The following is a 13,776-nucleotide window of genomic DNA, read 5'->3' as shown; positions in this document are numbered from 1 at the left end:
GTCCTCGGTGGCGGTCCCGTCGGAACCGTCCTCGGTCCCGTGGGTGTGACCCCCGGTGGAGTCCTCGAGCGCGATGGCGGCGCTGACCGACGGCTCACCCACGGCGTACGCCACGACGAACGCGGCGATCCCGGCGAGCAGGCCGGCCAGCAGCCCCCGGACCAGCAGGTCCCGGGCTGTGGTCATGTCAGACGCTCAGTGGCAGGGGAAGCCGAGCAGGTGGCGCCCGTCGTGGGTCCACTCGTGCACGGCGGTGCCGTTCAGCAGCGACGTCGCGCCCTGCTCGGCGCCGACGAAGTACATGGCCACGAGGGCCAGCAGCGCGGCGAGGACCAGCCACGGCAGCACCTGGCGCAGCGGGACGGGCTTGAGGCTGACGGGCTGGAGCGTCGTCGGGGCTTGCGCGGCGACGGCCTGGGCGGTGCGGTCGGTCATGTGTTCCTCCTGGGTTTCAGTGACCCGTGGTCGGGAGCCCGAGGAGGAGGGGTCTGACTCGGGCCGACCCCGAGAGGCAGACCCATACAGTGGCGCGACCGTGCCGGACTCTCACCGGCTTCCCACGTGTTCTCCACGAACCCGAGCACTGTAGCGCCCGGCGACCGCGGCGGCGAGGGTGACCGGCCGGGCGGCGGGCCCGGCCGGGTCGGGCAGGCGCGGGTCAGGCGGGTTCGCGCTCCTCGCCGACGGTCGGCACGGCCTTCGGCTCACCGCGGCGGTGGCTCCAGACGTCGCGCAGGATCACCTGGACGATGCCGGCGACGGGGATGGCCAGCAGGGCGCCGAGGATCCCGCCCAGCTCGACGCCGACGAGGATGGCCACGAGGACGGCGAGCGGGTTGAGCTTGACCGTGCGCGACAGGATCACCGGCTGCAGCACGTGGTTCTCGAGCTGCTGGTAGAGCACGACGAAGATCGCGACGGCGATGAGGGCCCCGGTGGAGTGGATGCCGGCGGCGACGAGGGCGGCGATCGCCCCGATCGTCGCGCCGACCAGCGGGATGAGGTCGGCGATGCCCACGAACAGCGCGATCAGCCCGGCGAAGGGCACCCCGGAGATCTTCAGGACCGCGTACGTCAGCCCGCCGCAGATGATGCTGATCAGCAGGTTGCCGGAGATGTAGCCCGTGATCGACTTCGCGCAGTCGGCGCTGACCCGGCGCACGCGCTCGCGGGCCTCGTCGTCGTCGATGAGGTTCAGCAGCCCGGAGACGACCTTCGGCCCCTCGAGGACCATGAGGACGGCGAGCACGAAGACCGTGACCACGCCGGCGACGCCGGTCGCGATGCCGCTCAGCACCGCCGTGGCCGATCCGCCCAGCCCGGTCAGGGTGCTGCCGATGCTCTGCTGGTGGCTCTGGACGTACGCGAGCACGTGCGTCCGCTCGAGCAGCGAGCCGATCGGCCCGCGACCGGCGCGGGTCTGCTCGACCAGGTCCGGGAGCTGGGTGGCGAGCTGGGTGCCCTCGCGCACCAGCGGCACGACGAACAGAGCCAGGATCCCGGCGAGGAGCAGGACCCCGACGAGGAAGACGACCAGCGTCGCGACCGTGCGGTGGCCGCCGACGTGGCGCTCCACCCAGCCGACGACCGGGTACAGGGCGACGGTGAAGAAGACCGCGACGACGATCCACACCAGCACGCGGCGCACGTCGTAGAGCAGCAGCAGCGCGAGGGCGGTCAGCAGGACGAGACCGATGGTGGCGAGGATCGTCCGCACCGGGACGGGCCCGGGGCGCGGGCGCAGGGAGTGGGCGGGCACGTCCCGTCCCCTACCCCCGAGGGCCGGACCGTACACCCCTGTGGGGTGCGCGGCGGACCTCAGCCGTACGTCTCGACGTCGCTGAACAGGCTGCTGATCGACTCGCCGTGGTGGATCCGGTGCACGGTCTCGGCGAAGAGGGGGGCGACGGAGCGCACGACCAGGTTCGGCAGCCGGTCGCCGTGCGTCTGCGGGACCGTGTCCGTCGTGACGACCTGGGTCACGCCCGGCTCGGCGGCGAGCCGTTCGACGGCCTGGCCCGTGAACAGCCCGTGCGTGCACACCACCGACGCCTCCCGGGCGCCCTGCTCGCGCAGCACCCGCAGCAGCTCGACGATCGAGCCGCCGGTGGCGATCTCGTCGTCGAGGATGATGACGTCGCGCCCGGCCACGTCGCCGACGATCCGGTCGATGACCACCCGGTCGTCCGCGAGGCGCTGCTTGGAGCCGGCCGCTACCGGCAGCCCGAGCTCGCGGGCGAAGGCCGCGGCGACCTTGGCGTTGCCGAGGTCGGGCGAGACCACAACGGTGTTCGACAGGTCGAAGCGGCGGAAGTGGGCGGCCAGCTCGAGGGTCGCGCTGAGGTGGTCGACGGGCACGGAGAAGAAGCCGTGCACCTGGGGCGCGTGCAGGGCCATGGTCAGGACGCGGCTCGCGCCGGCGCTGGCGAGCATGTCGGCGACGAGGCGGGCGCCGATCGAGATGCGCGGCTCGTCCTTCTTGTCCGAGCGGGCGTACGCGAAGTGCGGGATGACGGCGGTGATGTGGTCGGCCGACGCCCCGCGCGCGGCGTCGAGCATGAGCAGGAGCTCCATGAGGTTCTCCTGCACCGGCGGCACCAGCGGCTGCACGACGTAGACGTCGCGGCGCCGGCAGTTGGCGCGCAGCTGCACCTGGAGGCAGTCGTTGCTGAAGCGGCTCGTGCGCGACGGGCTCAGCTGCACCCCGAGGATGCGGCAGACGTCGCGCGCGAACTCGGGGTGCGCCGACCCGCTGAAGACGGTGATCTCGCCGGTCACGTGTCGGCCTCCTCGTGCTGCGGCGTCCCCGTCCGGCCGGGGAGCCGGGCACCATCTCAGCGGAAGCCTGTCCGCGGCCCGGCACCGGGTCCGGGACCGGCAGCCGGGCGCGGGCCCGTGCACGCTCTAGGGTCGCGGTCATGCGCAAGCCGCCCCCTCCCTCGGCGGTGCCCCACAAGTTCCTGTACCGCGAGGTCGTCCGGCACCCGTCGGCGATCCTGTTCGTCACCCAGCTGCTCGGCGTGCTGCTGTACGCGCTCGACGAGGCCACGAGCACGGCGACGGGCTGGCGGGTGGCGCTCGAGCTCTTCGGCGCGGGCGTGCTGGCCCTGGCCATCTGGGCGGTGCGTGACCAGCCGGGCCCGACCTGGATGGCGGTCATCCTCGGGGTCTTCGCCTCCGGGCTCTCGGTGCTCGGGCTGCTGACCGGCTCGGGCGGGATCGAGCTCGCCGGCGACGTCGTGCACGCCGCCTTCTACTTCCTGGCGGCGGGCAGCATGTTGACCTACATGCTCGCCGACGCGGACGTCACGCACGACGAGCTCTGGGCCGTCGGGGCGACGTTCACCCTCGTGGCGTGGGCGTTCGCGTACGTGTTCTCGGTGCTCCAGGTGCTGGTGCCCGGCAGCTTCATCGCCGCCGTCGACCCCGAGGGGCGGCGGACGTGGCTGGAGCTGCTGTTCCTCAGCTTCACGAACCTCTCCAGCACCGGCCTGTCCGACGTCGTGCCCGTGAAGCCGTTCGCGCGGGCGGTCGTCATGGTCGAGCAGCTGGCCGGGCTCGCGTACGTCGCGCTGTTCGTGTCGCGGGTGGTCGGGCTGACGATCAACCGGCGGCGGATGACCCACCCGGAGGCCGACGAGGGCGTCCGACGGGAGCAGGCAGCTGCTGCGCCAGAGCAGCCACCGCGCCGATGACGGTCACGGCCGGCGCGCGGACGCCGGCGGCCTCGCCGATCGCGGCGATGTCGACGACGGTCCCGCTCACGCTGCGCTGAGCGGGCAGCCCGGCGTCGGTGACGGTCAGGGCGGGCGTCGTCGCGGGCATCCCCTGGGCGACGAGCTCCTCGGTGATCGCCGGCAGCGTGGCGATGCCCATGAGCACGACGAGGGTGGTGCCGCTGCGGGCCAGCGCGCCCCAGTCCAGCGTCGAGCCCGCCGCGTGCGGCGGGAGGTGCCCCGACACCACGGTGAAGCCCTGCGTCAGCGTCCGGTGCGTGAGCGGCACGCCGGCCAGCGCGGGCCCGGCCAGGGCCGAGCTCACCCCCGGCACGACCTCGACGGGGATGCCCGCCTCCGCGCACGCCTGCCACTCCTCGCCGCCGCGGCCGAAGACGAAGGGGTCGCCGCCCTTGAGGCGGACGACCCGCCGGCCCGCGCGGGCGTGCTCGACGAGGAGCTCGTTGATGCGCTCCTGGGGGGTGAAGGACCCTCGGGGGATCTTGGCGACGTCGACCACCTCGGCGTGCGGCGGCGCCTGGTCGAGCACGGAGAGCGGGGCGAGGCGGTCGGTGACGACCACGTCGGCGCCGCGCACGGCCTCGAGGCCGGCCACCGTGAGCAGGCCGGGGTCGCCGGGGCCGCCGCCGACGAGCACCACGGAACCGGTGCCCGGCGTGGCCGCCTGCGGGGCGCTCGGTCGGCGGCTCGCGACGACGGGCAGGCCCAGGTCGGCGCACCAGCCGCGGACGACGTCGTCGAGGCCCGGGTCGGCGACGACGACGAGGCGCACCGCGTCGAGGTCGACGGGGCTGGGGGAGCGGCGGTCGAGACCGATCTGGCCGCGTTCGGCGAGGTCGACGACGGTGTCCACCGGGGCGGTCCCGACGACGCGGACGAGGGCGCCGGCGTCCAGCAGGGACCGGACGGGGGCCAGGGCGTCGGCCCCGGCGCCCGCGACCAGCACGGCGGACCCGGCGAGCTCGAGGTCGGCGGAGAAGCTCACCCGAGGCACCGTACGACCGCCGCGGCCAGCGCGGCGCTCGTCGTCTCGTCGCGGACGGCGACCCGGATCCAGGACGCGTCCAGGCCGGGGAAGGTCTCGCCGCGCCGCGCGGCGAAGCCCTGGTCGCGCAGCGCCAGCCGCAGCCAGCCCGCGGGCCGGTCGGGCCGCAGGGCGGAGGTGTCGAGGAGGACGAAGGGGGCGCGCGGGTCGCCCGCGGGGACGAGGCCCGTCGGGGCCAGCGCGTCGGCCAGGGCCTGCCGGCGTCCCGCGAACCGTTCCGCGGCCGCGGCCGCCTCGGCACGGGCGGCGGGGGTGAGGCAGGCGACCGTGGCCGCGAGGGCCGGCGTCGACACCGACCAGGGCGGCTGCTGCGCGCGCAGCCGGTCGACCAGCGCCGGATCGCCGACGACGTAGCCGGCCCGCAGCCCGGCGAGGCCCCAGGTCTTGGTCAGCGAGCGCAGCACGAGGACGCCGGGCAGGTCGGCGCCGGCCAGCGACGCGGGTTCGCCGGGCACCGCGTCCATGAACGCCTCGTCGACGACCAGCACGCGCCCGGGGCGTACGAGCGCCTCCAGCGTGGCGCGCGGGTGCAGGACCGACGTGGGGTTCGTCGGGTTGCCGACCACCACGAGGTCGGCGGCGTCGGGCACGGCTGCCGGGTCGAGCACGAAGCCGTCGGCGGCGTCGAGGACGAGCCGCGCCGGGCGGTGGCCGGCGGCGAGGAGCGCGGCCTCGGGCTCGGTGAACTGGGGGTGCACGACGAGCGCGTGCCGGGGCGTGAACGCCCGCGCGACCAGGGTGAACGCCTCCGCACCGCCCGCGGTCGGCAGCACGTGGTCGACGTCCACGTCGTGCGCGGCGGCGATCGCCTTGGCCGCCTCGTCGGTCCGCGGGTAGGCGCCGAGCGTGGCCGTGCTCGCGTTGATGACGTCGCGCAGCCAGTCCGGGGGAGCGGGGCGGGCGACGTTCACGGCCAGGTCGACGAGGCCCTCGGTCGCGTCGCTGTCGCCGTGGTGGTCGAGGTCGTACGCGCCCGGTCCCTGCTCGGCCTGGGGCCGGTCGGGCGCGGCCGTCCGGGCGGCGCGGTCGTGGACCGCGTCGGCGAAGGCCTGCGCCAGCCGGGGGTGCCCGGCCCAGTGGACGTGCTGGTAGGAGGCGTGCAGCGTCGGGTGCCCGAGCCCGGCCGGGTCGGCGCTGAACCCGTCGGCCTCACCGCCGACGAGCCAGGCGGCGGTGTCCCCGCTCATGGGCGTGACCACCGTCCGGTGGAACTCGTGCCCCGTGGCCCGCGTGCCCGCGGGACCGAGCAGGCCGTCGGTCGGCGCGACCAGGCCCTGGTAGCGCAGGGTCAGCTTGGGCGTCATGACCGCCTCGGCGTCCAGCGCGCCCACCATCGGCACACCGTCGACGCTGCGGCACAGGTAGAGCAGGCCCGCGCATTCCGCGACCGCGGGCAGCCCGGCCGCGATGGCGTCGGCGAGGGCGGTGCGCAGGGCGGTGTTCGCGCTCAGCTCGGCGGCGTGGACCTCGGGGAAGCCGCCGCCCAGGTAGAGCCCGGACGTGCCCTCGGGCAGCGCGGTGTCGACGAGGGGGTCGAGCTCGACGGGTTCGCAGCCGGCGGCGCGCAGCAGCTCGTCGGTCTCGGCGTAGCGGAACGTGAACGCCCGGCCGGCGGCGACGGCGACCCGCGGGCGGTTCGGGCTCGGCGGGCTGACGTGGTCGGCCGGGTTCCAGGGCTCGGCGGTCAGCGGCGGGGCCGCGTGGGCCAGGGCGAGGACGGCCCGGAGGTCGACGTGCTCCGCGACCTGCTCGGCGAGGCGGCGTACGGTCCCGGCTGCCTGGTCGCGCTCGGCGGCGGGCACCAGGCCGAGGTGGCGGCTCGGCGCCTCGATGCCCGCGTCGCGGGGCAGGACCCCGAGGACCGGCAGCCCGGTCGCCTCGAGCGCGGCGGTGATCTCGTCGACCAGTCGGGGCGACCCGGCCTTGTTGAGGATGACGCCGCTCAGTCGTACGTCCGGGTCGAAGGTGTGCAGGCCGTGGACCAGCGCCGCGGTGGTGCGGGCCATCCGCGAGATGTCGACGACGACCACGAGCGGGGCGTCGACCAGCCCGGCGACGTGCGCCGTGGAGGCGAACCCGTCCCCGCCCATCCGCCCGTCGAACAGCCCCATGACGCCCTCGACGACGGCGACGTCGGCCGGGACCGGCGTACGGGCGCCGTGCAGGAGGAGCGGGGCGAGCTGCTCGGGGTGGCAGAGGTGCGGGTCGAGGTTCCGTCCAGGCCGGCCGGTCGCGAGCGCGTGGTAGCCGGGGTCGATGTAGTCCGGCCCGACCTTGAAGCCGGCGACCTCGAGCCCCTCGCCGCGCAGCGCGCCCATGAGCCCGGTGGCGACCGTCGTCTTCCCGTGCCCCGACGCGGGTGCGGTGATCACCAGCCGGGGCAGGGCGGTCGGCGCGCTCATGACGGCACCGCCCGGCGTACGCGGGGACCTGGTGCCAACCGCAGCAAATCTGCTGCGGGGAGTACCGCTTTTTCACGTGAACGTGAAGAACCTGGGGTCCGGGAGAGCGAGGCGGACGCTCCCTGAGCTTGTCGAAGGGCCCCGAAGGGGTTGGCGTCCTGCGAGCAGGGGGTCACCACTCGATCCCCCGCTGGCCCTTCTGGCCCTGCTCGAAGGGGTGCTTGACCTGGGTCATGTCGGTGACGAGGTCGGCGATCTCGACCAGACGCGGGTCGGCGCGGCGGCCGGTGACGACGACGTGCTGCTGGCCGGTGCGGCCGGCCAGGGTGCTGACGACGTCGTCGACGTCGACCCAGCCCCACTGCATCGGGTAGGTGAACTCGTCGAGGACGTACAACGTGTGGGTCTCGGCGGCGAGGCGGCGCTTGATCTCGGCCCACCCCTCCGCGGCGGCTCGGGCGTGGTCGTCCTCGGTGCCGGCCTTGCGCGTCCACGACCAGCCGGCGCCCATCTTGTGCCACTCGACCGGACCGCCCTGGCCGGTCTGCGCGTGCAGCTCGCCGAGCGTCTCGAGCACGGTCTGCTCGCCGATGCGCCACTTGGCCGACTTGACGAACTGGAACACCCCGATCGACCAGCCCTGGTTCCAGCCGCGCATGGCGAGGCCGAACGCGGCGGTCGACTTGCCCTTGCCGTCACCGGTGTTGACGACCAGCAGCGGACGGTTCCGGCGCTGCTTCGTCGTGAGGCCGTCGTCCGGGGTCCGCTCGACGCGTCCCTCGGGCATCAGGCGGCGTCCTGAGCCGGTCGAAGGGCGGCCCGGCCCTGAGTGGGTCGGAGCGCGGGGTCGAGGGCGGCGCGCTCGGCCCGGACGGCGTCGACCAGCGAACCCGCGGCCACCTCGCCGAGCCGGACGTGGTCGGCGCCGAGGCGGACGGCGAGGTCGCGGGCCAGGCCGAGGCTCATCCGCCCGGTCTCGCAGTCGACGACGAGGGCGCTGACCCCGGTCGCGCGCAGCAGCTCGGCGGCCTGCCGGGAGCGGGCGACGGCGTCGGGGCCGCTGGTCGCGCGGCCGTCGGTGACGACCACGAGCAGCGGGCGGCGCCGCGGGTCGCGCAGGTGCTCCAGGCGGAGGGTCTCGGCGGCGCGGAGCAGGCCCTCGGCCAGCGGCGTACGGCCCCCGCTCGGCAGGTCGGTCAGCCGGCGTGCGGCGACCTCGACCGAGGAGGTGGGCGGCAGGGCGAGGACGGCCTCGTTCCCGCGGAACGTCACCAGCCCGACCTTGTCGCGACGCTGGTAGGCGTCGAGCAGCAGCGACAGGACGGCGGTCTTGACCGCCTCCATGCGCTTGCGCGCGGCCATCGACCCGGACGCGTCGACGGCGAGCAGGACGAGGTTGGACTCGCGGCCCTCGGTGACGGCGTGGCGCAGGTCGGTGCCCACCAGCCGCAGCCGCGAACCGTCCGTACGCCCCCGGCTCGCCTGGTGCGGGGCGGCGGCGCGAACCGTCGCGCTGAGGTGCAGCGGCCGGTGCTCGCCGTCGGGCAGGGTCGAGCCGACGGTGCGGCCGGTCGTCGTGACCGCCCGGCTGCGGCGCCCGGCCGTCCCCGTCCCGACGCCGCGGGCGGTGAAGAGGCGGGTCCGGTACGCCTGCCCGGGGGCGGCGATGGACACCGCGGCCGCGGTCGGGCCGGGCTGCTGGTCCTGCCGCTGGTCGGGCTGGTCGGGCTGGTCGTCGTTGGCGTCCCGCGGCGGTCCGTCCGGGTCGGCCTCGGCCGTGGCCGGTTCGCGCTGCCGGTCGACGCCCGGGTCCTGGGCGGCACCGGCGTCCCCCGGCGCGGGTCCGTCGGCGCCGTCGGTCGTGTCGGACGGACCGGTCTCGTCCTCGTCGGGCCGGGTGCCCGGAGGCGGTTCCTCGGGCGGCGGCGGGTCGTCCTCGCCGAGCAGCCGGTCGAGCAGCTCCTCGTCGAGCCCGGGGGCGTCGAACGGGTTGCGCCGGCGGCGGTGCGGCAGGGCGAGCCGGGCGGCGGCGCGGATGTCGGCCTTCGTCACGCGGTCGCGGCCGTGCCAGGCGGCGTGGGCGACGGCGGCGCGGGCGGTGACGAGGTCGGCCCGCAGGCCGTCGACCTCGAAGGCGGCGCACACCTCGGCGATGAGCAGCAGCTCGGCGTCGCCGAGCTCGACGCGCGCGACGCGGGCCTGGGCGTCGGCGAGCCGGTGGCGGAGCCTGGCCTCCGCGTCGCTCCAGGCGGCGGCGAACGCCTCGGGGTCGAGGTCGTACGCCATCCGGCGCCGGACGACCTCGGCGCGCAGGGAGGGTTCCGTGGGGGCGGCGACCTCGACGGTCAGCCCGAACCGGTCGAGCAGCTGCGGGCGGAGCTCGCCCTCCTCGGGGTTCATGGTGCCGACGAGCACGAGCCGCGACGCGTGCGCGATGGAGACGCCCTCGCGCTCGACCGTCGACCGGCCGGTCGCGGCGGCGTCGAGCAGCAGGTCGACGAGGTGGTCGTGGAGGAGGTTGACCTCGTCGACGTAGAGGAGGCCGCGGTGCGCGGCGGCCAGCAGGCCGGGGGAGTAGACGACCTCGCCGGACCCGAGGGCCTGGCGCAGGTCCAACGAACCGATGACGCGGTCCTCCGTCGCGCCGACGGGCAGCTCGACGAGGCGCGCGGGCCGGGTGGTTGCGACGTTCGGGAGCGCGAGCGAGTGGACGTCAGCGGGGGGTGTGGGGGGTCGTCCCCCCTCGTCGACAGGGTTGTCGTGGGGGCCGTCCGGGCAGGTGGGATCGGGAGCGGCGGGGTCGCAGCCGAACCGGCACCCCTCGACCACGGCGACCTCGGGCAGCACGGCGGCGAGCGCCCGTACGGTCGTGGTCTTGGCCGTGCCCTTCTCGCCGCGGACGAGCACGCCGCCGACCTCGGGCGAGACAGTGGTCAGGACCAGCGCGAGCGCCAGGTCCTCGGAGCCGACGACGGCCGAGAAGGGGAACGTCGGCGCCGGGCGCGCGGTGCGCGCGGGCGTCGGGGGTGAGCCGGGCATGTGCGGTGGAACCCTCCTGCGGGTGTCCTCGCCCGCGAGCCGTGGGTGTGCGGCGCAGCAGACGTCCTGACTCCCGGGGTCACCCCGGTCACAGTGGCGGGACCGCTCCGGACTCGCACCGGATTCCTCTGCTCGCGCTGGCAAGAAGTGTCCCACAGCGTCTTCTGTCCTCGCTTCGCTCGGACGCGGATCTCGCCCCGACCTCCTGCCTTCCTCCCTCCGCGTGACGACGGAAAGCGTGTCGTCACGCTCCGGTCGTCCAGGCAGAGGCGCGAGATCCGGCGCGTCCCGGCTGGTGGTGGCGATGAATCCCGGCGGGGCTCAGGAGACGGCTGACGTGATCGCCGACGCGTACGCCGCGGAACCTTCGGCCGTCAGGTGGAAGCTCGAGGAGTCGGGGACGAGGGAGCCGAGGGAGGCGAGGACGACGCCGTTGACCCAGGGGGCTTGGCGGTCGGAGAGGGCGTGCCCGTCGAACGTGGCGGTCACGTCGACGAAGCGGGCCCGAACGCCGGACGCGCGCGCCCGCTGCACACCGGAGGCGATCGCGGCGTCGAGGGCCTCGCTCTGCGCGCCCATCCAGGCGGCGTCGGCCTCGGCGACGAAGAGCGGCAGCACGTCGGAGGCGCGGTGGCCCTGCGGCGTCGGTCGCGATCCGAGCAGCCGGGGGTAGCCGGTCACGAGGATCTCGGCGTCCGGCGAGCGGCGCGCCACCTCCGACAGCACGCGCACCAGGGGCACGGAACGGTCCTGCGGCGCGGCGGCCGGTCCGCCGAGGAACGCGATGCGTCGCTGGGCGGCCGCCTTGGCCGAGGTCCGCCACTGCGCGCCCTGGTCGAGCACGGCCTGGATCCGGCGGTCGGGCGAGTGCAGGCACGCGGCGACGACGGTGGCGAAGCCGGCGTCGTTCCCGCCGACGGTCAGGGTCACGGTCTGCGTGCCCTCGCGCAGCGACGACACCTGCGTGGCCAGCACGTCGCTCGTCACCGCCCCCGAGCGGGCGGCGCAGGTGAGCGTCGAGAAGCGCTCGAGCCCCTGCGACCGCAGCAGCACCGGATAGGCGAGGGAGGGCACGAGGCCCTCACCGGAGGCGTACGAGTCTCCCAGCGCGACGTAACCCACGCGCCCACCCTCCGCCGGCGCGCCAAGACGCTCCGGGGAGCGGCACCGTCCGGCGGGACGTGAGGGGTCGCGGCGCGGAATTCTGACCGCTCGTCGGGTCCTCCTCGACCCGCTCAGCGTGGGCCGGCTCGCGCGCGCCGATCGAGTGGTCAGAATTCCGCGACGGACGACGGTTCGCGGTCGGGCCCGGCAGGTCAGGCGCCGGTGACGAGCACCCGGTCGACGTCGAGGCCGAGGGTGGCGCGGGTGCCGGGCTCCAGCCCCCGCAGGCGCGAGCCGGAGAGCTGGGCGACGAGCTCGGCGCCCTCGGCCCCGTCCCCTGCGGCACCCGTCCGGAGCCGGACGCGGGACACCGCGCCGGAGAACTGCACGTCGACGACCTCGGCCGGCCCCTGCTCGTCCGGCGTCACGGTCAGGTGCTCGGGGCGGACGAGGGCCACCCCGGTCCCGTCGGCGAGCGAGCCGTCGAGGGTCGCGACGTCGGCGCCGAGGACGCGGGCGCGGCCGCCGGAGACCTGGGCCGGAACGCGGTTCATCAGGCCGACGAAGTCGGCGACGAACGGGTTCGCCGGGTGCGCGTACAGCTCCTGCGGGGTGTCGAGCTGCTGCAGCGTGCCCTGGCTCATGACGCCGACCCGGTCGGCCATGGCCAGCGCCTCCTCCTGGTCGTGGGTGACGAACAGGGTGGTGGTGCCGACCTCGAGCTGAACGCGGCGGATCTCGTCGCGCAGCTGGACGCGGACCTTGGCGTCGAGCGCGGAGAGGGGCTCGTCGAGGAGGAGGACGGACGGCTCGATGGCGAGCGCCCGGGCCAGCGCCACCCGCTGCTGCTGCCCGCCGGACAGCTCGGTGGCGTACCGGTCGGCCTGGTGGGCGAGCCCGACGAGCTCGAGCATCTCCCGTGCCCGCGCGGCCCGGCGCGACCGGTCGACCTTGCGCAGCCGCAGCCCGAACTCCACGTTGTCCTGCGCGGTGAGGTGCGGGAAGAGCGAGTACGCCTGGAAGACCATGCCCATGTCGCGCTGGTTGGCGGGGACGTTCGTGACGTCCTTCCCCCCGACGACCACGCGGCCGACGGTGGGCTCGTCGAGGCCGGCGAGGATGCGCAGGGCGGTCGTCTTGCCGCAGCCCGAGGGGCCGAGCAGCGCGACCAGCTCGCCGGGCTGCAGCGTGAGGTCGAGCCCGTCCAGCGCCCGGGTGGCACCGTAGTGCCGCTCCAGACCCTCGAGGCGCACCTCGACGCCCGTCCGTCCCGCGCCTACCGAGGTGGTCATCTGCGCTTCCGTCCTGCCGAGGCGGGTGTGGTCGGGGCCGGCGTACCTGTGGTCACCGCCGTGGTGCGCACGGCCGCGGTCGCCGAGCGGCGCCGCCGCCCGCCGCTGACCACCGAGAGGATCACGAGCAGCACGGCGGCGAAGAGGATCGAGGCCAGCGAGGCCGCGATGGACTCCTGCGCGTCCGACTTGGACTGCAGGTTGATGGCCACCTGCAGGGTGTCGTAGTTGAGCAGCGAGGCGAAGGTGAACTCGCCCAGCACCAGCGCGATGGAGATGAAGGCCGCCGACAGCAGCGCCGTTGTCAGGTTGGGCACGACGACGCGGACGATCACCGTCGCCCACCCGGCGCCCAGGCTCCGCGCGGCCTCGGCGAGCGTCGTCACGTCGATCGCCGACAGCCCGGCGTCGAGCGCGCGGTAGGCGTACGGCAGGACGAGCACGACGTAGAGCAGCGCCAGGATGTACGGGGTGTCGCCGAGGAGGTAGTTGAGCCAGAGCACGACGTTCTTGAGCCCGACCACGATCACCAGCGGCGGCACGGTCAGCGGCAGCAGGCAGAGGAACTCCAGCGGCCGGGCCGCCCACGGCACCCGCAGCCGCACCCAGATCATCGTCGGCACCAGCAGCACGACCATCAGCACGACGGTCAGCACCGCAAGCACGACCGAGGTGACGATCGCGCCCGACAGCAGCGGGTCGGTGACGAGCTTGGCCCAGGCGGCACCGGTGCGGCCGCCGGTGCGGAGGCTGCGGGTGCTGAAGTCGAGCATGCTGACCAGCGGCACCAGGAAGAACAGCCCGACCAGCCCGAGCACGACCGCGCGGAAGACGGTCAGCCGGCGGCGGGCCGCCCGCTGCGGGCTCCTCCCCCGCGTCATCGGACCCACCGGGCTGTACGTCGGACGAGCAGGCTGTAGCCGGCCATGACCACCGCGACGATGACGATCATCTCCAGCGCGAGGGCGTACGCGAAGTTCTGGCGGCCGAGCACGACCTCGCTGGTGAGCGCGCTGCGGATCCACAGCGGGATGATCGGGCTTCCCTGGCTGACCAGGGCGGCGGCCGTCGCGTACGCGGCGAAGCTGTTGGCGAACAGCAGCAGCAGCGAGCCGAGGAAGGCCGGCGTGAGCAGCGGCAGGCCGACGAGGCGCCAG

12 protein-coding genes, 2 pseudogenes and 1 riboswitch are annotated in these 13,776 nt (G+C 74.9%); of the genes and pseudogenes, 1 reads left to right on the top strand and 13 read right to left on the bottom strand.

The features are described 5' to 3' along the window. The 4 genes from BMY04_RS21935 to BMY04_RS21920 all read right to left on the bottom strand — a co-directional run. On the bottom strand, positions 1 to 186 hold a 186-nt coding region (locus BMY04_RS21935; protein WP_139210107.1), incomplete at its 3' end, for a CbtA family protein. A gap of 9 nt (positions 187 to 195) precedes the next feature. Next, positions 196 to 435, bottom strand: coding sequence for a CbtB domain-containing protein (locus tag BMY04_RS21930; RefSeq protein WP_091187131.1), 240 nt, complete (start codon positions 433 to 435; stop codon positions 196 to 198). A 223-nt stretch (positions 436 to 658) separates the two neighbouring features. Beyond that, positions 659 to 1,759, bottom strand: coding sequence for an AI-2E family transporter (locus tag BMY04_RS21925; RefSeq protein ID WP_170854281.1), 1,101 nt, complete (start codon positions 1,757 to 1,759; stop codon positions 659 to 661). Between the two features lie 59 nt (positions 1,760 to 1,818). Then, positions 1,819 to 2,778 carry a ribose-phosphate diphosphokinase gene (locus BMY04_RS21920; protein ID WP_091187126.1) on the bottom strand — a complete coding sequence of 320 codons (960 nt, stop codon included), beginning with the start codon at positions 2,776 to 2,778 and terminating at the stop codon, positions 1,819 to 1,821. Positions 2,779 to 2,918: 140 nt separating this feature from the next. Here BMY04_RS21920 and BMY04_RS21915 point away from each other — a divergent pair, with 140 nt between their 5' ends. Continuing rightward, complete coding sequence (locus BMY04_RS21915) at positions 2,919 to 3,695, top strand: ion channel (protein ID WP_091187123.1); 777 nt, start codon at positions 2,919 to 2,921, stop codon at positions 3,693 to 3,695. On the opposite strand, the gene cobA is transcribed toward BMY04_RS21915, so the two are convergent. The 9 genes and pseudogenes from cobA to BMY04_RS21875 form a co-directional block, all read right to left on the bottom strand. Beyond that, on the bottom strand, positions 3,604 to 4,440 hold the full coding sequence (gene cobA / locus BMY04_RS21910) for a uroporphyrinogen-III C-methyltransferase (protein ID WP_232506571.1): 837 nt from the start codon (positions 4,438 to 4,440) through the stop codon (positions 3,604 to 3,606). The genes BMY04_RS21915 and cobA overlap by 92 nt on opposite strands. Further along, positions 4,423 to 4,722: pseudogene (locus tag BMY04_RS23485) on the bottom strand (NAD(P)-dependent oxidoreductase); the annotation flags it as partial. The pseudogene BMY04_RS23485 and the gene cobA, both read right to left, overlap by 18 nt. Further along, a complete protein-coding gene (locus BMY04_RS21905; RefSeq protein ID WP_091187120.1) occupies positions 4,719 to 7,184 on the bottom strand; it encodes a bifunctional hydrogenobyrinic acid a,c-diamide synthase/histidinol phosphate aminotransferase CobBC in 2,466 nt (821 codons plus the stop codon). The pseudogene BMY04_RS23485 and the gene BMY04_RS21905, both read right to left, overlap by 4 nt. Positions 7,185 to 7,356: 172 nt before the next feature. Continuing rightward, the gene (cobO, locus tag BMY04_RS21900; protein ID WP_091187117.1) at positions 7,357 to 7,971 is read right to left on the bottom strand and encodes a cob(I)yrinic acid a,c-diamide adenosyltransferase; all 615 of its coding nucleotides are present in this window, start codon (positions 7,969 to 7,971) and stop codon (positions 7,357 to 7,359) included. Further along, positions 7,971 to 10,223, bottom strand: coding sequence for a VWA domain-containing protein (locus tag BMY04_RS21895; protein ID WP_091187114.1), 2,253 nt, complete (start codon positions 10,221 to 10,223; stop codon positions 7,971 to 7,973). The genes cobO and BMY04_RS21895 overlap by 1 nt, the downstream gene beginning before the upstream one ends. 52 nt (positions 10,224 to 10,275) lie before the next feature. Then, positions 10,276 to 10,361, bottom strand: a riboswitch (adenosylcobalamin (AdoCbl) riboswitch). 183 nt (positions 10,362 to 10,544) lie between these two features. Continuing rightward, entirely contained in the window at positions 10,545 to 11,345 is an 801-nt protein-coding gene (locus BMY04_RS21890) for an SGNH/GDSL hydrolase family protein (protein ID WP_170854280.1), read from the bottom strand. A gap of 194 nt (positions 11,346 to 11,539) precedes the next feature. Further along, on the bottom strand, positions 11,540 to 12,619 hold the full coding sequence (locus BMY04_RS21885) for an ABC transporter ATP-binding protein (RefSeq protein ID WP_091187109.1): 1,080 nt from the start codon (positions 12,617 to 12,619) through the stop codon (positions 11,540 to 11,542). Continuing rightward, positions 12,616 to 13,500: an ABC transporter permease gene (locus BMY04_RS21880; RefSeq protein ID WP_091187134.1), complete on the bottom strand. Its 885-nt coding sequence runs from the start codon at positions 13,498 to 13,500 to the stop codon at positions 12,616 to 12,618. The genes BMY04_RS21885 and BMY04_RS21880 overlap by 4 nt, the downstream gene beginning before the upstream one ends. Next, positions 13,497 to 13,776, bottom strand: a pseudogene (locus tag BMY04_RS21875) (ABC transporter permease); the annotation flags it as partial. The pseudogene BMY04_RS21875 and the gene BMY04_RS21880, both read right to left, overlap by 4 nt.

Origin of the sequence: Microlunatus flavus (genome assembly GCF_900110855.1) — a bacterium.
In the GTDB taxonomy this organism is placed as follows: domain Bacteria; phylum Actinomycetota; class Actinomycetes; order Propionibacteriales; family Propionibacteriaceae; genus Microlunatus; species Microlunatus flavus.
The sequence above is the reverse complement of the archived record's forward strand: the minus strand, read 5'-3'. Positions and strand labels throughout refer to the sequence as shown.

What these genes read in the sequence shown, in the direction of transcription:
- cobO (WP_091187117.1), bottom strand. Translation starts at nt 7,971, where the DNA reads ATGCCCGAGGGACGCGTCGAGCGGACCCCGGACGACGGCCTCACGACG.
- BMY04_RS21885 (WP_091187109.1), bottom strand. Translation starts at nt 12,619, where the DNA reads ATGACCACCTCGGTAGGCGCGGGACGGACGGGCGTCGAGGTGCGCCTC.
- BMY04_RS21895 (WP_091187114.1), bottom strand. Translation starts at nt 10,223, where the DNA reads ATGCCCGGCTCACCCCCGACGCCCGCGCGCACCGCGCGCCCGGCGCCG.
- BMY04_RS21905 (WP_091187120.1), bottom strand. Translation starts at nt 7,184, where the DNA reads ATGAGCGCGCCGACCGCCCTGCCCCGGCTGGTGATCACCGCACCCGCG.
- BMY04_RS21930 (WP_091187131.1), bottom strand. Translation starts at nt 435, where the DNA reads ATGACCGACCGCACCGCCCAGGCCGTCGCCGCGCAAGCCCCGACGACG.
- BMY04_RS21915 (WP_091187123.1), top strand. Translation starts at nt 2,919, where the DNA reads ATGCGCAAGCCGCCCCCTCCCTCGGCGGTGCCCCACAAGTTCCTGTAC.
- BMY04_RS21880 (WP_091187134.1), bottom strand. Translation starts at nt 13,500, where the DNA reads ATGACGCGGGGGAGGAGCCCGCAGCGGGCGGCCCGCCGCCGGCTGACC.